Here is a 22,194-nt window from a genome sequence, read left to right on the forward strand (position 1 = left end):
AACAGCAATTATTTCTTATAATCAGTATTTTACGCTTTATAAAACTATTTTGATGGTAAAAGAAATAAGCAAATTATAAAAACAACTATACTTCGCTAACTTTAAAATGCAATGCTTCCATGTCTTTCCAAAAATCTGGATACGATTTAGAAACTACTTCTGCATCGTTTATTCTTATTGGAACTTTTAAAGCTAAAGGAGCAAAAGCCATTGCCATTCTATGATCGTTATAAGTATCTATAGCTACATTTTCTTTTATTTCTTCTGAAGGCTGTAAAAATAGTTCTTTATCAGTAACTGATATATTTGCTCCCAATTTTGATAACTCCGTTTTTAACGCTTCTAATCGATCTGTTTCTTTGATTTTTAAAGTATGAAGCCCAGAAAGCTCACATTCTAATCCCAACCCGAAACAAGTTACAGCTATTGTTTGTGCAATATCTGGAGCGTTTGCCAGATCAAAATTGATAACCTCATCTTTAGAAACCTCTCTTACTTTTTTTAGTGTAACTATAGTTTTATTAAATATTGTTTCTACTCCAAACTGCTCATAAAGCTCTTTAAGAACGCTATCCCCTTGGAGACTTGTTGCTTTGTAACTAGAAAGCGAAATCTCTGAACCTACATTACATAAGGCTGAAATTCCATAAAAATAAGACGCTGAACTCCAATCAGATTCTACAATCAAAGTTTTATCTACAACTTCTTTTTGCGGTGACACAGTAATCACATTACCAGAAAAATCGCTTTTAACTCCTATTTCCGTGAGCAATGCCAAAGTCATTTTAATATATGGAACAGATGTTATTTTACCTTCTAATGTTAACTCCAATCCATTTTCTAAAGTAGGAGCCACCAGTAACAATGCAGAGATATATTGACTACTTACATTGGCAGCCAAAGAGACTTTATTATTAGTTATTTTTTTTCCTTTTATTTTTAATGGAGGATATCCTTCATTTTTTACATATTCTATTTCTGCCCCTAATTGACGAAGGGCATCTACTAAAATTTTTATTGGACGCTCGGTCATCCTTTGGGAACCAGTTAAAACAACATTTCTTTCAGCTTGAGTAGCAAAAAAGGCTGTTAGAAAACGCATTGCAGTCCCTGCATGATGAATATCTACTTCTCCATTATATACTTGAAGTCCTTTTTTCATTACTTGAGAATCATCAGAATTAGACAGATTCTCAATTGTAATATTTGGATATAATGCCTGTAAAAGTAAAGCTCGATTGCTTTCACTTTTAGACCCAGTAATTGTTATATGTTGGTGTAAATTATGCTGATTGGAAGATAAAAGTAAGTTCACAATTATAAATTTCTAGAGGTTATTATTACTCGATAATCGAGATTTGAATAGGTTAAGACTTTTAATTTAGCCCGTTTGGAATTAATTGATTGAAAAATTATTTCAATTTCTGATTGTTATGATGTCTATCGTGATCACGTTCAGTTTTAACACCCATTTTCTTATCAAAAGAAGCTTGTAAATCGATTCCCGTTTGATTCGCAAGACAAAGCACTACAAATACAACATCTGCCAATTCCTCTCCAAGATCTTTCTCTTTATCGCTCTCCTTTTCGCTTTGCTCCCCATATCTACGAGCAATTATTCTTGCTACTTCTCCTACTTCTTCGGTAAGCTGAGCCATATTGGTAAGTTCATTAAAGTAACGAACCCCATGTTCTTTTATCCATTTATCTACCTCAAGTTGTGAGTTTTTTATGTCCATGGTTATCTATTTTTTGAATCTATTATAATCGTTACTGGTCCATCATTTAGCAAAGAGACTTTCATATCGGCTCCAAACTCACCAGTTCCAACTTCTTTTCCAATTTCGGTTTCTAAATGCTTAATAAAACTTTCATATAACGGAATAGCAACCGTCGGTTTAGCTGCCTTAATATAAGAAGGTCTTGTTCCCTTTTTTGTTGAAGCATGTAACGTAAATTGACTTACTACAATTACATCTCCTCCTACATCCTTTAAAGAAAGATTCATCACTCCTTCAGAATCATTAAAAATACGTAAGCCTGCTATTTTTCTACAGAGCCATTCGATATCTTCTTTTCCATCAGCATCTTCAATGCCTAATAGAATAAGTAATCCATTATTTATGCTTGATTTTATTTGACCTTCTATAGTAACGCTTGCTTCAGAAACACGTTGTATTACTACTTTCATAATTAAGAATCTCCGTAAATATCTGTTCTATAATTCTCTTCTTCCCCATCTATAATTTGGATATAGCTCTTATAACGACTCCATGCAATCTTCCCTGCCTCTAACGCATCTTTAACTGCGCATTTAGGCTCATCTATATGCAAACAGTTATTAAATTTACAATCATTTTTAAGGGCAAAGAATTCTGGAAAATAGTTTCCTATTTCATGTTTTTCCATGTCTACAATTCCAAAGCCTTTAATTCCTGGAGTGTCTATAATACGAGCATTAAAACTTAGATCGAACATTTCTGCAAATGTAGTGGTATGCTGCCCTTGCTTGTGTTGCTCTGAAATTTCGGCTGTTTTTAAATCCAAACCGCTCTCAATTGCATTTACTAAGGTAGACTTACCAACACCAGAATGTCCCGTAAAAATACTTGTTTTACCTTCCATTAATTGCTTTACCTCATCGATATTAGTTCCGTTTGTTGCAGATACTTCCACACATTTATAACCGATATCTCTATAAACATGAACTAAGAAACGTAGGTCCTCAAGTGCTGCTTCATCATAAGAATCAATTTTATTAAAAAGTAAAATTGGTGTTATATGATAAGCTTCCGAAGTAACTAAAAAACGATCTATAAAATCAGTAAATGTAGTTGGGTTATTTAATGTGACTAATAAAAAGGCATTATCGATATTGGCACCAATAATATGTGTTCTTTTAGAAAGATTTACAGATTTACGAATAATATAATTCTTACGTTCATGTATACCTTTTATAACACCTATGGTTTCCCCTCCAATAGAATCTAAATCTATCTCTACAACATCACCTACTGCTACCGGATTGGTACTTTTTATACCTTGAATTCTGAATTTTCCTTTGATTCTACAATTATAGAATTCTCCGTCATTCGTTTTAACGCTGTACCAACTTCCAGTCGATTTATAAACTATTCCTGTCATATTAAAAAGTAAGAAGTCAAAAGTACAAATTTAGAAGTTAACGAAATGTTAGCTTGGTACTTTTGACTTCTATATCCTAATCTTCAATTATCCTTTAACTACCTTTTCTTGGTGGTTTATAGACTCTTGGTGAATTGCTTTAAAAATACGTAAGATAAACTCTTCGCTTAATCCTTTTTCTTCACCATCCATAATCATCTTTCCTAGGATCTCATTCCATCTTTTAGACTGAAGTACAGCAACGTTACGTTGTTTTTTCAATTTCCCGATATCATCAGAAACCTTCATTCTTTTTCCTAATAATTCTATTAAAGAATTATCAATAACGTCTATCTGAGCACGAGAATTAGTAAGTTTACTAGTGTATTCTGCCTCTTCATCAGTTTCCTTTCTTATTTTAAGATCTCTCATAATATTCTTAAGAGTATCTGGAGTAACTTGTTGAGCTGCATCACTCCAAGCTTTATCTGGAGTTGTATGTGTTTCGATCATCAATCCATCGTAATTAAGATCTAAAGCAGTTTGAGAAACATCAAAAATCATTTCTCTATTTCCTGTAATATGTGATGGGTCTAAAATTAAAGGAAGATCTGGAAATTTATTCTGTAACTCAATAGCTAATTGCCATTCTGGATTGTTACGGTATTTAGATTTTTCATAAGTAGAAAACCCTCTATGAATAACTCCAAGATTTTTAATATTCTTACTGTATAAACGCTCTACTCCACCTAACCAAAGAGATAAATCTGGATTTACAGGGTTTTTAACTAGTACAATTTTATCTGTACCCTCAAGAGCATCAGCAATTTCTTGAATTATAAACGGACTCACTGTAGAACGTGCACCAATCCATAACAAGTCTACATCATTCTCTAAAGCTAACTCTACATGTGCTCTATTTGCAACCTCTGTAGCTGTTTTTAAGCCTGTTTCTTCTTTAACTTTTTTAAGCCACTCTAAACCAATTGCTCCAACACCTTCAAAATTTCCTGGTCTTGTTCTTGGTTTCCATATTCCTGCACGGAAGTAATTTACATCACTATCTTTTAATTCGTGAGCAATTTGTAAAACCTGTTCTTCTGTTTCTGCGCTACATGGGCCTGCTATTACTAATGGATGATCTAAGTTCATCTCATCTAACCATGTTCTTAATCCTGCTGAATTTTCCATTTTTAATTTACTTATGAAGTTTTGATTGAAATTCCTTTTAATATTTCTTTTATTCTATTTGTTTCTGCCATCTCTTGATAAATAGCATCAAAGTCATCTTCTTGCATTAATTTTTTAAACTTCTGAAGGTTTGCAATATATTCTTCTAAAGTCTCTATCACATTCTCTTTATTATGTTCAAAAATTGGACTCCACATTGCTGGTGAACTTTTTGCTAAACGCACTGTACTTTCGAATCCACTTCCCGCCATATCAAAGATATCACGCTCATTTTTTTCCTTATCGATTACTGTTTTTCCAAGCATAAACGAACTTATATGTGATAAATGCGATACATAAGCTATGTGCCTATCATGAGCTTTTGGCTCCATGTATCGAATACGCATTCCTAAATCATTAAAAATTTTAAATGCACGTTCTTGAAGCTTAAATGCTGTCTTTTCCACTTCACAGACAATATTCGTTTTGTCTTTATATAATTCTCTAATCGCTGCTTTTGGTCCTGAAAACTCAGTTCCAGCAATAGGATGTGCTGCTAGAAAATTTCTCCTATTTGGATGATTTTCTAACGTATTACAAATATTAGCTTTTGTTGAACCTACATCAAAAACCAAAGTGTCTTCTTTTACGATGTCCAAAACTTTTGGAAGCACCTCAATAGCTGCATTTACAGGAATAGAAACAATAACAACATCTGCTTTTGCTACATCTTCAAATACGCCCTTTTCATCAATAAAACCTAGTGCTAAAGCCTCCTCCATATGCGCGTCGTTAGCATCGTAACCAATAATTTTTGCATCTTTATTGTTCGCTTTTATATCCAACGCCATCGATCCTCCTATGAGACCTAAGCCTATTATTAATACATTCATTTCTATATAGTTTAAGAAATATGAGTCAAAACATTCGATGATTTTATTGTCCCAACTCTTATATTCTTTTTAATTAAAATCTTTCTATCGCTTCTTTTATTTTATCTTCTCCTACACAAAGTGAAAATCTGATATAACCTTCCCCATTACTTCCGAAAATAGTTCCTGGAGTTATAAAAACACTTTTATCATAAAGAATGTTATCTATAAACTCTTCTGCGGAATTTACTCCTGAAGGGAGTTTTGACCAGACAAACATTCCAGATGCATTTCTATCGTAGGTACAATTAAGCTTATCTGCTAATTGAAAGATTAAATTTCTACGAGTTTTATACACTTCATTCAATTTAGAATACCATTCTCCTGAAGATTCTAATGCTTTAATTGCTCCTTTTTGCAAACCATAAAACATCCCACTATCCATATTACTCTTCACTTTAAGTACTGCATCTAAATGGGTCGCATTTCCAAATACAAACCCTACTCTCCAACCTGCCATATTAAAAGTCTTACTCAAAGAGTTTAGCTCTAAAGCAACATCCTTTGCTCCTGGAATTTCTAGAATACTCAATCTATTTTCATTTAAAACAAAACTATATGGATTGTCATTCACCAATAAAATATCATTCCTTTTAGCAAAAGCCACTAGCGCTTCAAAAACTTCTTTATTAGCATTCGCTCCAGTTGGCATATGTGGATAACTAAGCCACATTAATTTTACTTTAGAAAGATCTTCTTTCTCTAAAGCCTCTATATCTGGAAGCCAATTACCTGTAGCTGTTAAGTCGTAATATCTAGGAACGGCTTCAACTAATTTTGTAACCGATGTATAAGTTGGATATCCTGGATTAGGAATAAGCACCTCATCACCTTCATTTAAAAAAGCCATACTTATATGCATAATACCTTCTTTAGAACCCATTAATGGTAATATTTCAGTATTGCTATCTAAAGTCACATTAAAATGCTTTTTATAGAAATTTACAGCCGCAGCTCTCAACTCAGGTAATCCTTGATAACTCTGATATTGATGTGCTTTATCTTCTTTTAAAGAAGAAATTAAGGCTTGTAAAACATCTTCCGAAGGAGCCATGTCTGGACTTCCTATCCCCATGTTTATAATAGGTTTTCCCGCTGCCATTAACTTTCTTACCTCTCTCAGTTTTTTCGAGAAGTAGTATTCTTCTACACTATGTAAACGATTGGCTACTTGTATCATTTCTTTGCATTTTTATATTCTCCATGCACCTTAAAGTGAGATGCCATTATATTTAGTAAAGCCTTAGCTTTTTCAAAATCTTCATAAGTTTCAAAAGTTACATCTACATAAAAAGAATATCTCCATGGAGTTTCTATTTTTGGTAGGGATTGTATTTTAGTTAAGTTTAACTTACAATCACTCATAACATTTAAAACAGTTGCTAAACTTCCTCTTTTTGTTCCCAATTCGAACATTATAGAAGCTTTATTAATCTCTTCCTTAGGAATTACAGAATTCTTAGTCTTTACGATTACAAAACGAGTAGAATTATTTTCAATAGTCTGTATTTCTTCGGCCAACATTTTTAACTCAAAAATAGATGCCGCTGCTTTACTTGCTATTGCTCCAACTCCTTTTAATTGCCCTTGATGAATTCTTCTTGCCGCCTCCGCAGTATCTGCATCTTCAATAAGTTTTATATGCGGATATTGTCTAAAAAAAGCTTTACACTGAAGCAATGCCATTGGGTGTGAATAAACCTCTTTTATATCATCGATTGTTTGCCCATCTAGCACTAATAAGTTGTGATGTACATTTATATAATGCTCCCCAATAATATGTAAATCGTGATTATTTATCAACGCATAATTAGGAATTATAGACCCCGCAATGGAGTTCTCAATTGCCATCACAGCTATATCACTTTCTTTATTAATTAGGCTATCTACAAGTGCATCGAAAGACAGACACTCATCCACAACTACTTCTTTTCCAAAATATTCTAACGCCACTTGGTGGTGAAAAGATCCTAATATTCCTTGTATTGCAACTTTATTATTCATTAAAATTTGGCATAAAAAAAGTCCCGAAAAAATTTCGGGACTCTATATATATTTTTCATTAGCAAAAACCTATAACCGTCCCGTTCCTTTATTAAAGAAATAAAAGAAAAAGAAATAAAAGTTCCAGTTGTATGCGTTTGCTAACATGTATTGTTTCTTGTTTACGCTGCTAATGTAATTATTAATTTGTAATATAAAAGGGTTCCCTTAATTTTTTTTCAAAAAAACATATTTTCTTAACTTTTTCTAAACATTTAATTTCAAAAATCACGATTTACTACGTATTTCATATCTCAGTAAATGCATATTCAATAATATACTTTATACTATAGCTATCCTATTTTGAAAATATATCTTAACTTTCAGCTTAAATTTAAAGTATGCTTAAAGACCATAATTTTACTGTTTTCAACTCTATACTAGACAACGATTTCTATAAATTTACTATGCAATGCGCTGTAGTAAAGCTATTTCCTAACGTACAGGGGAAATATAAATTCATAAATCGAGGGGAACATAAATTCCCTGAAGGATTTGAACAAGCACTTCGTACAGCAGTAGATAACATGGCTTTATTACAGCTTACAAAAGATGAAAAGCAGTTTTTACGTAAAAACTGTCAATACCTAAACCCTGCATATGTTGACTTCTTAGAAGGATATCGTTACGATCCATCTGAAGTTACCATAAAACAAACCGGTGAAGATTTAGAAGTTTACATCTCTGGATATTGGTACCGAACAATCTTATGGGAAGTTCCTCTTTTAGCAATGATTAGCGAATTATATTATGAGCTTACAAAACAGGAACGATGGCCTAAAGAAAAAATAGTAGACAATACATTAGATAAAATAAAACTCTACAATGAACTAGGTGTTACTTTTGCCGAATTTGGCACAAGAAGAAGACACTCTTACCGCACACATCGAGAAGTAGTACATACACTTTCTTCATTTAAAGGAAAAAGTTTTACTGGATCTAGCAACGTACATATGGCGATGCTTTACAATGTAAAACCTATTGGTACACACGCCCATGAATGGTTTATGTTTCATGCAGCAGAATATGGTTTTAAAATGGCAAATGCAATGTCTTTAGAGCACTGGGTGGATGTTTATCGAGGAGATCTGGGAGTTGCTTTATCTGACACCTATACAACTGAAGTTTTCTTTAAACAATTCGACACCAAGTTTGCAAAGTTATTTGATGGTGTTCGTCATGACAGTGGTGATCCTATTGAGTTTGCAGAAAAAACAATTGCCCATTATAAAAGTCACGGTATAAATCCTCTTTACAAATACATTATCTTTTCTGATGGATTGAATCCTGAAAAAGTAGAATTGATTACAAAAGCTTGTAAAGGTAAAATAGGTATTTCCTTCGGAATAGGTACAAACTTAACCAATGATGTAGGATTAAGACCTATGAATATTGTTATTAAACTTACGGATGTTCTTACAAGTGACAATGAATGGCTTCCTACCGTGAAATTATCTGACGAACCCAATAAACATACTGGCGATAAAAAAATGATTTCCTTAGCGAAGGATATACTAAGAATAGAATAGGTGTCTCACTATTTCACCCTAGAGATTCTAGTATTCGATGGTATTCTTTTTTTCCCTGAATAGTCATTACAGGAATTAAAAGTTCCCAAATATATTTTGGCATTATCCCTGTTTGATCTGTTTTATATCCAATTAACAGTTCTTGTTGCGGCAACCAGAATGTAATTATAATACGTATGGTATGTTGTAATCTTTCAAAAGAAATATCTTCATTCATAACAATTAATCCTTCTTCTAAAAAGCGGTTGAAAAATTGCTGCATCTGTTCTTTTCTGTTGACTAAAATTCCCTTTAAAATAAAGCACGCATTTTTTCCACCCATAGGATTTTCAACAACTGAATAGATTTAAAAATATTACTTTACATCGGCCTCGTATTTTCTAGAGTTGGATTTTATATCTTATTCAATATTGAAGCCCCTTTTAGTACTTTAGAACTTCCAATATCAACAACTTCTGCTGAAACAGGCATTGGTTTTATTTGTATTTGTCCGTAAATTGATACTTGAGAGAAAATCAGCAACAAAATATAACAGCTACTATACTTATAAAAACACGCTCCTTTCATTACAAATCGTTATCTCTTACACTTTTCAATTTTTTAGCTAATATGCTTTGCATTTCCTTAACGACTTGCTTGTAAGCAGGGTTATTAGCTAAATTATTATACTGTTTCTCGTCCAACTCCATATTGTAGAGTTCTTTCCCTGATCCAGCATCTTCATCATATTGGATATACGCCCATTTATCATTTCTTATTAAAAATGATTTCCCTCCTTGAGTTACTGAGAAAGCAAAGTCTCTTACTTTATAATCTGGAGCGTCTAGTGTTTTACTTATATCTTTTCCTTGAATACCATCACTGTATGAGATATTAGCTAGCGATGCTACTGTAGGATATAAATCAAGTAACTCAACAAACGAATTACAAACAGCAGGTGCCTTTCCTGGCATTTTTATAATTAAAGGGACTCTAACCGATTCTTCATGAAGGCTGACTTTCATCCAAAAACGATGCTCTCCTAAATGAAATCCATGATCTGAAGTAAAAATTACAACCGTATTATCTTCTAACCCTTCTTCTTTTAAAGTATTTAATAACTTCCCTACTTGATCATCCATAAATGCCACAGAAGCATAATATCCTGCAATAGCCCTTTGCTCCTCTTCTTCTCCCATTTCTCCATTTACGCTAGTAACATAATTTATTCCCCTACTTGGAATATCATCCCAATCGTTTGTTACATTAGGAGGAACAACCATTTCATTGTGTGGATAAGCATCAAAAAAACGCTTAGGAGCTACAAATGGAACATGTGGACGCACCAAACCAACGGCTAAAAAGAAAGGTTCATCTTTATGTTCTTTTATAAGTTGTGTTGCCTTTGCTGCTGTTTTAGCATCAGACTGAAGTAAGTCATCACCTTCAGCTTTAACTATAGTCATTACATTGCCACCCTTTCGCTCAATCGTTCCATATGGATTATTTTGTACTAAAATTGCTTCTCCTTCAGACTTCCATTCTGGTCCTTGACTATTAAAACGCTCTGTCCAAGACATTTCATCGTCTTTTCCATTAGTTCCATTTTCAATATCAATAGGGATTCCCATATGATATATTTTACTAACCCGAGCTGAGTAATAACCATTGTCTTTAAAAAGTTGAGACCAAGATTTTTTATCATTTCCAACATTTTCTCTTCCACTTACATACCCATATGTTCCTGTTGCGTTTGGATAGTAACCAAACATAAAAGATGCTCGAGATGGTCCACAAACTGGATATTGCGAATAGGCTTTTGTATAACGAGTTCCTTCCGCTGCCAAAGCATTTATATGTGGAGTAATTGATGCTGTGTTTTCATAACAGGAAAGCGCTGTGGTGGTCAAATCATCAGCTACTATAAATAACACATTTAATTTTTCTTTTTTTTCTTGTGAATACATTTTAGGGCTGAAAAGAGAAATCCCGAAACATAATGCACTTAAGGTTGATTTATATATAATTTTCATAAATAATAGGTTTCTATAAATATTCGCCTCCAGTTTTACTCGATTCATAAGCTTTTTCAACGAGTATCATAGTTTCTAAACTATCTGACTTTGTTTTTAAAATTAGAGCAGGCATATTAGAACTCTTACTATAAACTTATAAACCCTCAAAGCCAACATTTTTAGCTAAAAACAAGATTAATTTTTGCTTTGATATTAGTATTTTTTTGCAATATAAATCATTTCAGTATTAGCAATTATACAAGCTAGCAAAGAATAATTAATAAAAATCCATTTTCATGAGCTATTCATTTTAATCGTCAAAATTTTGATATACTACTTCTAGGTCAAATGCCCTAATTTTTTACAGCAAAAACACCTTTTGGTTTTCTTTTAAGTTTAAAACTTTACAGTTACATTTGGGACATGTCTATAGTTGTATCAAATATCACAAAAATATACGGAACGCAAGAGGCTCTTAAAGAAGTTTCTTTTACTGTTAATAAAGGAGAAATAGTTGGTTTCTTAGGGCCAAATGGCGCTGGAAAATCTACTATGATGAAGATACTAACAACATATATCACCCCTACAAATGGTAGTGCTAAAGTAAATGATTATGATATTGAAGGCGGTAAAATGGGCATCCAAAAAAGTATTGGATATCTCCCAGAACATAACCCGCTGCACTTAGACATGTACGTAAGAGAATATCTAAGCTACACCGCTGACCTATATAAAGCTTCAAAAGAAAATATAGAAAATGTAATTTCACAATGTGGATTGTTACCAGAAGCTAATAAAAAAATTGGAGCACTTTCCAAAGGATATCGGCAACGTGTTGGTTTAGCTGCTGCACTTATTGGAGATCCGGAAGTACTAATTTTAGATGAACCAACTACAGGACTTGACCCTAACCAATTATTAGAAATAAGAAAACTTATACAAAGCATTGGCAAAGAGAAAACAATCCTTCTCTCTACACATATTATGCAAGAAGTTGAGGCTATTTGTGATCGGGTAATTATCATTAACAAAGGGGTTATTGTTGCTGATAAAAAGCTAAATGAATTAAGAGTTTCCAAAGAGCAAATCATAGAAGTTGAGTTTGATTATCGTGTGGAAGAAGTTTTACTTCAACAAATTCCTCATGTGACGCATGTAAAAAACATCATTGGTTTCGTGTATGAAATAACTTTTGAAACCGATAAAGATATGCGTGCTACAGTTTTTGATTTTGCTCACGATAATGGATTAAAAACTCTTCAATTGAACAAAAAAAATAAGAATTTAGAGAGTTTGTTTGTTGAACTCACCAATAGATAAACTATTTAACCCGGACGAACTTCTCGATATTTAAATGGTTGACTCCTAGTTTTTCGATTTTTTCTACTGCAGTTGTAAAGAGTGTATCTCCCACTATTTTATATTCTAGATCGAAGCTATTTCCTTCCCACTCCCTATTATTAAAATACACTAAGTTTTCAGTATAAATATTTCCTTTAACCGAATAAGAGCCTCCACCAGCGGCATACATTGCGGTACTATCTTTACCATGATTTAAATCGTGTCTCAAAAAAGCAAAATGAGTCTTATTGATAATTTTAATCATCTCTTGCCCCTTTGTAAAATCTGTAATACTTGTGTCTTGATCTTGAATTACAGTTGCAGAAACAAGCTTCCATGTTCCTACTAGATCTGAATTGGCTTCTTCATGATGTTCTATATTATTATTACATGAAAACAATATAACAAGGAGCATTGCCAATGGTGCATACTTTATCATATTTTAAATGGTTAGTTTGATTGCAAATGTATAATTAAACTCATTACTTCTTGGGAGTCGGCTTAATAATCATTCTAAAAGATTGATCCTTTTTAAAGTAATATCCCGTCCAATCATACAAAGTACGAAGTCGGTTTTTATAATTTACCAATGACATAATGTGTACAAATATCCAGATAAACCAAGCTGGGAATCCTTTTAAAAAGAAACTTTCATTAGGACCATCTGTTACTGCCTTATTTCTTCCAATTATAGCCATGGAGCCTTTGTCTGAATACTCAAAAGGTTTCCAGTCTCCTGTATTTCTCAATAGGTTATTTCCCAAGTTTTCAGCTTGCTGGATAGCTACCTGCGCAACTTGTGGATGCCCATCAGGATATTTTTCATCTCCAGATAAAATGGCTGTATCTCCAACAGCATAGATATTTTTATAACCATCAACTAAATTAAAAGCATTCGTTTTTAATCTACGCCCTCTTCCATAATCCTCCTTTTGGAAGCCTTCAAAAACTTTTGCTGAAACTCCTGCAGCCCAAATTAAATTCTTTGAATCTATAGTAGTTTCATCAGAAAGATAAACAACACCATCTTTAAAATCTTCCACCAAAGTTTTTAACTTCACATTTACTCCTAGCTCTTCTAATTTCTCTCTTGAATATTTTTGAGCCTTTCCCGACATTGGAGCTAATACTGCATCCAAACCGTCTAATAAGTAAACTTCTCCTAAATCTTCTTTTACTAATTCTGGATAATCTTTAGTGATAATATGCTTTCTCATCTCTGCCAGTATCCCAGAAAGCTCCACTCCTGTTGGCCCTGCACCTGCAATTACAAATGATAACAATTTTTTCCTATCTAAAGGATCTTGGACTCTTGTAGCTCTTTCCAAACGAGTAAACAACAAGTTTCTCAACGCCAAAGCATCTCCTATTGTCTTCATTGGCAACGAATTATTCTTGATATTTTCATTACCAAAGAAATTAGTTTCCGTTCCAGTAGCCATTATTAAAATATCATAAAATAAGGTTCCATTGCTAAGAATAATTTTGTTCTCTTCAGGGACAACTTTTTCTAAAGCTCCTAATCGGAATCTTATATTTTCTTTTCCATGTAATATTTTTCGGAAGGGATAACTTATCGCAGAAGGCTCCATAAAGCCAGATGCCACTTGATAAAGTAAAGGAGGGAAAAAATTATAATTATTTAAATCTACTAATATAACCTCGTAAGTATCAGACTTTTTTAGTTTTTTTATGAGTTCTATTCCTGCAAAACCACCTCCAACAATTACGATTCTCTTTTTAGAGTTCATATCAATCTATTTAAAAACAACTTTTATTACACTATAAAGTTACTTTAAATACTTGGAGAAAAAGTTAATCTGGTTTAATAAATATTTTCAACTTCTTCTCCTTATTAGCTCCTATAATCATATTGATATAATCATCAAAATGGAATTATTATTTTGATCTAGATATAATCCTAATAAGTTTGGCATCGCCAAGTTGATTGGCTTTTTGAAAGACATTATACTTATCAGCCTTAGTTACTACATAAGGATCTGCTCCTGCTTTTAAAAGTAATTTCACTGTTTTATATGCTTCCTTTCTATGGGTATCATAAAATTCAGAAATATACTCTGATAAAAATAGAACATAATGTAAAGGCGTTAAATTATCATCATATTCTTTCCGATTAAACAATTGAAACATTTTTTCACTTTTAATAGGCTTATTTACGTTAGCTCCATTTTTAATTAAAAAACTAACAGCAGAAACATTAAAGGACTCTATAGCTATATGTAATGCTGTTTTTCCTCTTTTATCAGATAGATTAACATTTGTACCAACAGAAATAAGTCGTTTTGCTAAAGCAAAATCCCCAATACTATCACAAACAATAGCCGCTGTAAGAATTAAAGGATCTGACGGACCTGTGTAAACTGTATAAGGAAGATCTTTGACTGGTAGCTCATTTTCAATTACATAATCGGTAAGTTCTCTCATTAACATAGGCAGCGAATCTTTTTTTGAAGATCTGTCCATCCAGTATGCTAATGTTTCCCTTTGAGGTTCAAAACCATAATCTAATAGCAAGTTAATAGCTTCTAAATTTCCTTTCTCAGCAGCCCAATTGGCAGGCATTCCATACCCTGAAATTGCATTTGGATCAGCTCCTTCTTGTAAGAGATACTTAATAACATCTATATCCCCTGCGCTGCAAGCAGCATATAAAAGTGGTAATTCTCCATTCTCTATATGAACAGTATTAACATCAATTTTATTACTAAAAACAGCTGCTTTTAATTCTACAAGTTTACTCTCTTCAATTAATTGATCTAAATCTTGGTATGTTACTTTTTGAGCTGTTGATACAAAGCCAAAAATCAGTAAAATAATAATGTTCAGTCTAATCTTCATTTATAAGTTTCCCTTTATAATGTTCAGTAATATCTACTGACTCCGGATTACCAACAGAAATAACATCTCCCGTGCTATAAATATTCCCTTTTAATGATACAGAAGCATTTACTACAATATCATTAGAGCTACGATGATAAATAGTAGCATTTTCTACAGGAAAATCTCTACCCTCAAATCGACTATTACCAGATGCAAAATTTATATTTAAATTTTCAGCGGTTCCAGTAACATACATATTTGAAATCCCATTAAATACCATTTGTAAAGAAGCCACTTTTAATTCCAAATGAATATCTGCACTCGTTAAATATTCATTGTTATTATAATTTTCAGAATAAACTGCTAACTTTTCTACCTCAAGAACTCCATCCGAACGGATTTCTCTTTGTGTGGCACTTCTTATTTCAGAAATAGTTGGCGTAGTTACATATATTGTAGTAAGATCGTAATCTCGGAAAAAATTACAAACATTATTATTCGTCAAAATTAATTGGTTATCTACCACTTCAACATCAATATCATTTAATAGATTAGCTCCAGAAGACACCTCTAATTTGTACTCATCTCCTTGTTTTACTACTAATGAAATTCCCTCATTCACTAAAATTCTAGAAAAAACATCAACAGCTCTCTCTTCACTTTTAATAGATCCAGCAGCTTGAACACAATCATTTGCATCTTCATTATTACATGCACCAAAAAAAAGCATACTAACAAGCAACCCAGTAGAAAGTAATGATTTTATGTAAGAGTAAAATAATTTCATTATCATTTAAGATTCAACACTCCCTAATGGAGTTAAATTAATTACAAACGGTAACCTATTCCAATTTCTACAGCCTCAGCTTGTGCTGCATGTGCTTTTACGGTAACTACAGCAAAAAGTTTTTTCTTTGGAGTTAAATATCCCTTTAATCCCGCCCGCAAATAAACCCGTCCTTCATAATCTATTGGATAGTAAAGATAATAACCCGCTTGTGTTATTACAGAGAGTCGGTTTATAAATAACTCATGTCCTATAAATAAACCTGCTCGCATACTATCTTCAGTCCCATCGATTCCTCTTTCTGGATAGGCAATACTACTATACTTAATATATTCTTTTAGGAAATTAGAATAAAAAACATCTGTTCCAATCTGAAAGGCACTCTTTTTATTTATCCTCTTATCAGCATAAAATGAAAATATATAAAAAGGAAATTGCCCGCTATCTATCACATCACTTTCATTAACCCCGCTTCTAAAAACAAAATTATATCTAACAGCCTCATTAAAATTATTGGTAAGACCTTCGGTTACTTCGTAAGGAGGATCTACAGCGTCTAACTGATAATTCAACCCTACATTAAAAGTTACCGAATTAATACTTGTATTTGGAGCCTTTGTATTACCATTAGAATAATGGATAAGCGACAAACCAGCTTGTGCCCCAAACCTATTGAAAATACGCTCTTTTTTATAGTTCAACATTAAATAAGTACTACTCAATAATTTTGAACCAAAAGCTACATTTCGGAAGTTATCTTCTTTATCATAAGGATTAGAGGCTACGGCAATACCTTGACCTATTCTAAGCATTAAGTTCCGCTTAAAAAAGTAAAAGTTGTAATGACCATACAATGCCACATTATTCCCCATATATTCATTTTTAAGGTTTTGATACCCTAAAGAAACTCCATAATCTGGGTAATTATACAACTGTTCCCATTCACGATTACCATACGTTTTTTTATTCCAACTAAGGATAAAACCTTCTGGATGCCCCGTTATGAGATGTAAAATATCATTATTATGTCTAGAAATATTTCCATAGAAATAACTAAGATCTACATAAGATGAATATTCTTTATCCCCTTCCTGAGCAGTAACTCCACAAGATAAAAGCACGATAAAAATGATGAATACTTTCTGCATAAATTTTATTTCACGGCAAAAGTAATCTTATTTTTAAAATAACGCAGAAGCGATAGCTTTAATATTATCAGATTTCCCCATTGAATAATAATGTAACAATGGAACTCCTGCATCTTTTAATTCTTTAGATTGCTGGATACACCATTCGATTCCAACTTGGCGAACTTCTTTATTATTTTTACAACTCTCTACAGAATTAATAAGTTCTTCTGGGATATCAATTTTAAAAACTTGTGGTAATAATTGCAAATGCTTTTTCACTGCAATGGGCTTTATACCTGGAATTATAGGCACATTAATTCCTGCTGCCTTAGCTTTCTCTACAAACTCAAAGAACTTACTATTATCAAAAAACATTTGCGTTACAATATAATCTGCACCTGCATCTACTTTTTCTTTTAGCTTCTTTAAATCGAAATCTAGTGAAGGAGCCTCTAAATGCTTTTCTGGATATCCTGCCACTCCGATACAAAAATCAGAGGCACAATCAGACTCTATTGTTTCATGTAGATATTTCCCATCACATAAATCTCTAATTTGTTTTACCAAATCTGTTGCATAAGGATGACCTCCTTTGGTAGGCTCAAAATAACGTTGGTGCTTCATTGCATCTCCGCGAAGTGCCATTACATTTTCGATTCCCAAATATTGACAATCTACCAATAGATACTCCGTTTCTTCTTTTGTAAAACCACCACACAATACATGCGGAATTGTATCTACATCATACTTGTGTTTTAATGCCGCACAAATCCCAACTGTACCAGGACGCATACGAGTAACTTTTCTGTCAAAAAGACCTTCCTTTTCTATATAAACAAACTCCTCACGAGAAGTAGTAACGTCTATAAACGGCGGATTAAACTCCATCAAAGGATCAATATTATTATATAATTCTTGAATATTTTTACCTTTTTGAGGAGGTATAATTTCAAAAGAAAACATAGTTTTCCCGTTGGCTTTTTTTATATGATCGGTTACTTTCATTATAATATATTTTGGAATTTATAGGCTTATGAAACCTAAAACCCTATTTTAAACTTTATATTCTACTATTTTTTAATTAGCAATACTTGGACTTAGCCACTTTGTAGCTTCTTCTACGCTAATATTTCTACGTTCAGCATAATCGGCAACTTGGTCTTCTTTTATTTTCCCTAAACCGAAATATTTCCCTTTCGGATTTGCAAAATAATAACCTGAAACAGAAGATGCAGGCCACATAGCCAGGCTTTCTGTCAACTTAACTCCTATTCTATTTTCAACATCTAAAACTTTCCAAATAACCTTTTTCTCTAAATGATCTGGACAAGCTGGATACCCTGGTGCTGGTCGCATTCCTTTATAATTCTCCTTTATTAGATCTTCATTTGATAAAGATTCATCGGAAGCATATCCCCAGATTTCCTTACGAACACGCTCGTGAAGGTACTCTGCAAAAGCTTCAGCCAATCTATCTGCTAATGCTTTGATCATAATCGAATTATAATCATCTAAATCTTTAATATATTGAGCTGAAATCTCATCAACACCAAATCCTGTACTTACACAAAAAGCTCCTATATAATCCTGCTTTCCTGTTGTTTTAGGTGCTATAAAGTCTGCTAATGCTATATTTGGTGCTCCTTTAGTTTTTTCTGATTGCTGACGAAGTGTTAAGAACTTATTTAACTCATTTCCATTTTCATCATACAGTTGGATATCATCATCGTTAACTTGATTAGCTGGAAAAATCCCAAGAATACCTTTGGCTGTAAGCCATTTCTCATTAATAATCTTGTCCAACATTTCTGTTGCTTCATCAAAAAGTTTTGATGCTGCTGCTCCTACAACTTCATCCGTTAAAATATCTGGATATTTACCATGTAACTCCCATGATCTAAAAAACGGAGTCCAATCTATATAATCTCTTAGCTCCCCTAAATCAACCGACACCTCTTTTACACCTAAAAAATTAGGTTTTGGAGCAGTAAACTCATCCCAATCTAATTTTATCTTATTCTTTCGAGCATCTGCTATGCTTAGGTAATTCTTCACACGAGCTCTATTTAAGAAACCTTCGCGTAATTTATCATATTCTGCTCTTAAAGAAACGCCATAAGCCTCCTTAAGTTTAGGGTTAATAAGACTTCCAGCTACATTTACCGCCCTAGAAGCATCATTTACATGAACTACAGTTTTAGAGTATTCTGGAGCAATTTTAACTGCCGTATGTGCTCTAGAAGTTGTAGCTCCCCCTATCATTATAGGAATACTTAAGTTTATTTTTTCTAACTCTTTAGCCAAATAAACCATCTCGTCTAAAGACGGTGTTATTAAACCACTAAGACCTATTATATCTACTTCTTCATCGATCGCTGCTTGAATTATTTTCTCTGGTGGAACCATCACTCCAAGATCTACAATCTCATAGTTATTACATCCTAAGACAACACTTACTATATTTTTCCCGATATCATGCACATCTCCCTTTACGGTTGCCATCAATACTTTTCCTGCTGAACGAGAATTTTCATCTTTTTGCGCTTCAATAAATGGCAATAAATAAGCTACCGCCTTTTTCATAACACGAGCAGATTTAACCACTTGAGGAAGGAACATTTTTCCACTTCCAAAGAGATCTCCCACTACATTCATACCATTCATCAAGTAGTTTTCAATAACCTCTATTGGTTTATCTACTACCTGTCTAGCTTCCTCTGCATCTTCTTCAGCAAATTCTAACACTCCCTTTACCAAAGAATGCGTAATTCTTTCTTGCAGTGTTCCATTTCTCCATTCTTGAGCTAGCTTTTCATTAGCTTTTGTATTTCCTTTTACTGTTTCAGCAAAATCCAATAAACGCTCTGTTGCATCGTCCCTTCTGTCTAATAAAACGTCTTCAACATATTCTAAAAGGTCTTTTGGAATCTGATCATAAACTTCCAACATCTCAGGATTTACAATTCCCATTGTCATTCCATGTTGAATCCCATGATATAAAAAAGCAGCATTCATAGCCTCTCTCACAGTGTTATTTCCACGGAAAGAAAATGAAACATTACTAACCCCTCCACTAACATGTGCATGTGGTAAATTCTCTCGAATCCATTTTGTGGCTCTAAAAAAATCAACTGCATTCTGGCGATGCTCTTCCATCCCCGTTCCCACTGGGAAAATATTAGGGTCGAAAATAATATCTTGAGGATTAAAGCCAATCTTATTTACTAATGTATCATAAGAACGCTTACAAATTTCAATACGTCTTTCATAAGAATCTGCCTGCCCAACCTCATCAAAAGCCATCACAATTACAGCTGCTCCATAACGCTTTACAAGTTTTGCGTGCTGTAAAAACTGTTCCTCACCCTCTTTTAAACTAATAGAGTTTACGACACCTTTACCTTGCACCACTTTTAATCCAGCTTCGATAATCTCCCATTTCGAGCTATCTATCATTACTGGCACACGAGCAATATCAGGCTCTGCTGCAATAAGATTCAAGAATCTTGTCATGGCATATTTACCATCCAACATTCCTTCATCCATATTCACATCTATAATCTGAGCTCCTCCCTCTACTTGGGCACGGGCAACTTCAAGTGCTTCATCGTAATTTTCTTCTTTAATTAATCGAAGAAATTTACGTGATCCCGTTACATTAGTACGTTCCCCAACATTAACAAAATTTGTATTTTCATCTACAATAAGAGGTTCCAGTCCCGATAAAACTAAGGGAATTCTCCCTTGTTCTTCGTTTTCTGATTGTTGGTTACTAATCTCCATCCCTTTCATAATTTATTTAATAATTCATAAAAACCATTCATTAGCGTCTATAGCAAAACGGTTTTAATTACTTCTTATTTATAATATTCCAATTAAAAGCCATCTAAATTTAATAGGTAGCTAGTGCTTTTCTAGGTTTATATTCCTTAGCAATAGTTGCCAATAGACTGATATGATCTGGCGTTGTACCACAACATCCTCCAATAATATTTACAACATTCTCTTCTAAATACGTTCTAACAAGCGCTTGCATCTCTTCCGCAGTTTGATCATACTCTCCAAAGTGATTTGGTAAACCTGCATTTGGATATGCAGAAATATAGAATGGTGATTTTTGTGACAACCTTTTTACATAAGGCAACAATTGATCTGCTCCTAAAGCGCAATTAAAACCAACACTTAATAAAGGAACATGAGAAATACTTATTAAAAAAGCCTCTGCTGTTTGCCCAGAAAGTGTTCTCCCGGAAGCATCTGTGATAGTACCACTTACCATTACTGGAATATCAACTCCCTTTTCTTCTTTTACCTCTTCTATTGCAAATAAGGCTGCCTTTGCATTAAGCGTATCAAAAATAGTTTCTACCAAAAGTACATCTACACCACCATCGATTAATGCTTCTGCTTGTAGTTTATAAGCAATTCGCAACTCGTCAAAAGTAACTGCACGGTAACCAGGGTCATTTACATCTGGAGACATACTGGCTGTCCTATTTGTAGGTCCCATGGCACCTGCTACAAAACGAGGTTTATTAGGTTCTTTGGCTGTAAACTCATCTGCTACTTTCTTAGCTATTTTCGCTGATTCGAAATTTAATTCATAAACAATATCTTCCAAATGATAATCTTCCATTGCGATGGTAGTACCAGAAAAAGTATTTGTTTCCACTATATCTGCTCCAGCTTCATAATATTTTGCATGAACATCTGCTATAGCTTGCGGTTGTGTAAGAGACAACAAATCATTATTTCCTTGCAACGGATGTTCAAAATCTTTAAAACGTTCTCCTCGAAAGTCCTCTTCAGTAAATTTATAGCGCTGTAACATAGTTCCCATTGCTCCATCTAGCACTAAGATTCGTTGTTCGAGTTCTTTTCTAATATCCTTCATTTTATTCTACTTAAAATAGTAATAACTATAATCGTTTATTCGCTCAAAAGGCGATAGTAATATCTGTTGTATGTATCAAGAAAGGGTGAAGTAAAAAAGGAAATCTTTTTTGTTATCTGTCCACGAAAAATACGTGGTAGAACGTAGCACCTTCTTAATACATTTTATCGTTTGTAAAAATATACAAAGGGTTGCTAAGGCTTCTGCGGGTCTAATCCCTACACCTTTCTTGATAACGTTCAGTAAAACTATGAACAATTGAAATGCAAATATAACTTACATTTTACTGTTAAACAAATGCATATTGTTTAATTTCTGATGAAAAGAATTGCTCTAAAAAACAAAAGGCAAACCTACATTTTATAATGGATTTGCCTTTTGCAATAATCTTATATAAATAGTATTAAACA

At 33.2% G+C, this 22,194-nt stretch carries 20 protein-coding genes and 1 riboswitch; of the genes, 2 read left to right on the forward strand and 18 right to left on the reverse strand.

Translation table 11 applies throughout. The annotated features are described in order from the left end of the window. Positions 1 to 85: 85 nt before the first annotated feature. The 8 genes from aroA to JM658_RS14535 all read right to left on the reverse strand — a co-directional run bounded on the left by aroA (position 86) and on the right by JM658_RS14535 (position 7,229). The gene (gene aroA, locus JM658_RS14500) at positions 86 to 1,315 is read right to left on the reverse strand and encodes a 3-phosphoshikimate 1-carboxyvinyltransferase (RefSeq protein ID WP_236960006.1); all 1,230 of its coding nucleotides are present in this window, start codon (positions 1,313 to 1,315) and stop codon (positions 86 to 88) included. A 97-nt stretch (positions 1,316 to 1,412) separates the two neighbouring features. After that, positions 1,413 to 1,739 carry a nucleotide pyrophosphohydrolase gene (locus tag JM658_RS14505; protein ID WP_236960007.1) on the reverse strand — a complete coding sequence of 109 codons (327 nt, stop codon included), beginning with the start codon at positions 1,737 to 1,739 and terminating at the stop codon, positions 1,413 to 1,415. A 2-nt stretch (positions 1,740 to 1,741) separates the two neighbouring features. Then, the gene (dtd, locus tag JM658_RS14510; protein ID WP_236960008.1) at positions 1,742 to 2,191 is read right to left on the reverse strand and encodes a D-aminoacyl-tRNA deacylase; all 450 of its coding nucleotides are present in this window, start codon (positions 2,189 to 2,191) and stop codon (positions 1,742 to 1,744) included. 2 nt (positions 2,192 to 2,193) lie between these two features. After that, positions 2,194 to 3,144, reverse strand: a complete 951-nt coding sequence (gene rsgA / locus JM658_RS14515) for a ribosome small subunit-dependent GTPase A (protein WP_236960009.1) — start codon at positions 3,142 to 3,144, stop codon at positions 2,194 to 2,196. Between the two features lie 87 nt (positions 3,145 to 3,231). After that, positions 3,232 to 4,314, reverse strand: coding sequence for a bifunctional 3-deoxy-7-phosphoheptulonate synthase/chorismate mutase type II (locus tag JM658_RS14520; protein WP_236960010.1), 1,083 nt, complete (start codon positions 4,312 to 4,314; stop codon positions 3,232 to 3,234). A gap of 11 nt (positions 4,315 to 4,325) precedes the next feature. Then, on the reverse strand, positions 4,326 to 5,186 hold the full coding sequence (locus tag JM658_RS14525; protein WP_236960011.1) for a prephenate dehydrogenase: 861 nt from the start codon (positions 5,184 to 5,186) through the stop codon (positions 4,326 to 4,328). Positions 5,187 to 5,259: 73 nt separating this feature from the next. Continuing rightward, positions 5,260 to 6,405, reverse strand: a complete 1,146-nt coding sequence (locus JM658_RS14530) for a pyridoxal phosphate-dependent aminotransferase (RefSeq protein ID WP_236960012.1) — start codon at positions 6,403 to 6,405, stop codon at positions 5,260 to 5,262. Then, positions 6,402 to 7,229, reverse strand: coding sequence for a prephenate dehydratase (locus tag JM658_RS14535; protein ID WP_236960013.1), 828 nt, complete (start codon positions 7,227 to 7,229; stop codon positions 6,402 to 6,404). The genes JM658_RS14530 and JM658_RS14535 overlap by 4 nt, the downstream gene beginning before the upstream one ends. Positions 7,230 to 7,609: 380 nt before the next feature. Here JM658_RS14535 and pncB point away from each other — a divergent pair, with 380 nt between their 5' ends. Beyond that, entirely contained in the window at positions 7,610 to 8,797 is a 1,188-nt protein-coding gene (pncB, locus tag JM658_RS14540) for a nicotinate phosphoribosyltransferase (RefSeq protein ID WP_236960014.1), read from the forward strand. Positions 8,798 to 8,810: 13 nt separating this feature from the next. On the opposite strand, the gene JM658_RS14545 is transcribed toward pncB, so the two are convergent. Together JM658_RS14545 and JM658_RS14550 are read right to left on the reverse strand one after the other, a co-directional pair. Further along, complete coding sequence (locus JM658_RS14545; protein WP_262911771.1) at positions 8,811 to 9,119, reverse strand: TetR/AcrR family transcriptional regulator; 309 nt, start codon at positions 9,117 to 9,119, stop codon at positions 8,811 to 8,813. A gap of 244 nt (positions 9,120 to 9,363) precedes the next feature. Then, positions 9,364 to 10,809 (reverse strand): sulfatase, encoded by a 1,446-nt coding sequence (locus tag JM658_RS14550; RefSeq protein WP_236960016.1) that lies wholly within the window; start codon positions 10,807 to 10,809, stop codon positions 9,364 to 9,366. A 405-nt stretch (positions 10,810 to 11,214) separates the two neighbouring features. On the opposite strand from JM658_RS14550, the gene gldA reads away from it, so the two are divergent. Next, positions 11,215 to 12,111 (forward strand): gliding motility-associated ABC transporter ATP-binding subunit GldA, encoded by an 897-nt coding sequence (gene gldA / locus JM658_RS14555; protein WP_236960017.1) that lies wholly within the window; start codon positions 11,215 to 11,217, stop codon positions 12,109 to 12,111. A gap of 1 nt (position 12,112) precedes the next feature. Here gldA and JM658_RS14560 read toward each other — a convergent pair whose 3' ends face one another. The 8 genes from JM658_RS14560 to JM658_RS14595 form a co-directional block, all read right to left on the reverse strand. Further along, positions 12,113 to 12,571 (reverse strand): hypothetical protein, encoded by a 459-nt coding sequence (locus tag JM658_RS14560; protein WP_236960018.1) that lies wholly within the window; start codon positions 12,569 to 12,571, stop codon positions 12,113 to 12,115. 43 nt (positions 12,572 to 12,614) lie between these two features. Beyond that, on the reverse strand, positions 12,615 to 13,883 hold the full coding sequence (locus JM658_RS14565) for an NAD(P)/FAD-dependent oxidoreductase (RefSeq protein WP_236960019.1): 1,269 nt from the start codon (positions 13,881 to 13,883) through the stop codon (positions 12,615 to 12,617). A 148-nt stretch (positions 13,884 to 14,031) separates the two neighbouring features. Beyond that, complete coding sequence (locus tag JM658_RS14570; protein ID WP_236960020.1) at positions 14,032 to 14,991, reverse strand: ankyrin repeat domain-containing protein; 960 nt, start codon at positions 14,989 to 14,991, stop codon at positions 14,032 to 14,034. Then, on the reverse strand, positions 14,981 to 15,760 hold the full coding sequence (locus JM658_RS14575; protein WP_236960021.1) for a head GIN domain-containing protein: 780 nt from the start codon (positions 15,758 to 15,760) through the stop codon (positions 14,981 to 14,983). Before JM658_RS14575 ends, JM658_RS14570 begins: the two co-directional genes overlap by 11 nt. A gap of 41 nt (positions 15,761 to 15,801) precedes the next feature. Next, complete coding sequence (locus tag JM658_RS14580; protein WP_236960022.1) at positions 15,802 to 16,908, reverse strand: acyloxyacyl hydrolase; 1,107 nt, start codon at positions 16,906 to 16,908, stop codon at positions 15,802 to 15,804. 33 nt (positions 16,909 to 16,941) lie between these two features. Then, positions 16,942 to 17,895: a methylenetetrahydrofolate reductase [NAD(P)H] gene (gene metF / locus JM658_RS14585; protein WP_236960023.1), complete on the reverse strand. Its 954-nt coding sequence runs from the start codon at positions 17,893 to 17,895 to the stop codon at positions 16,942 to 16,944. A 72-nt stretch (positions 17,896 to 17,967) separates the two neighbouring features. Continuing rightward, a complete protein-coding gene (metH, locus tag JM658_RS14590; RefSeq protein ID WP_236960024.1) occupies positions 17,968 to 20,682 on the reverse strand; it encodes a methionine synthase in 2,715 nt (904 codons plus the stop codon). Between the two features lie 100 nt (positions 20,683 to 20,782). Then, complete coding sequence (locus JM658_RS14595) at positions 20,783 to 21,784, reverse strand: homocysteine S-methyltransferase family protein (RefSeq protein WP_236960025.1); 1,002 nt, start codon at positions 21,782 to 21,784, stop codon at positions 20,783 to 20,785. A 109-nt stretch (positions 21,785 to 21,893) separates the two neighbouring features. Continuing rightward, positions 21,894 to 22,023: riboswitch (SAM riboswitch) on the reverse strand. Between the last annotated feature and the right edge of the window lie 171 nt (positions 22,024 to 22,194).

Source organism: Joostella atrarenae, from assembly GCF_021764745.1.
Lineage (GTDB): Bacteria > Bacteroidota > Bacteroidia > Flavobacteriales > Flavobacteriaceae > Galbibacter > Galbibacter atrarenae.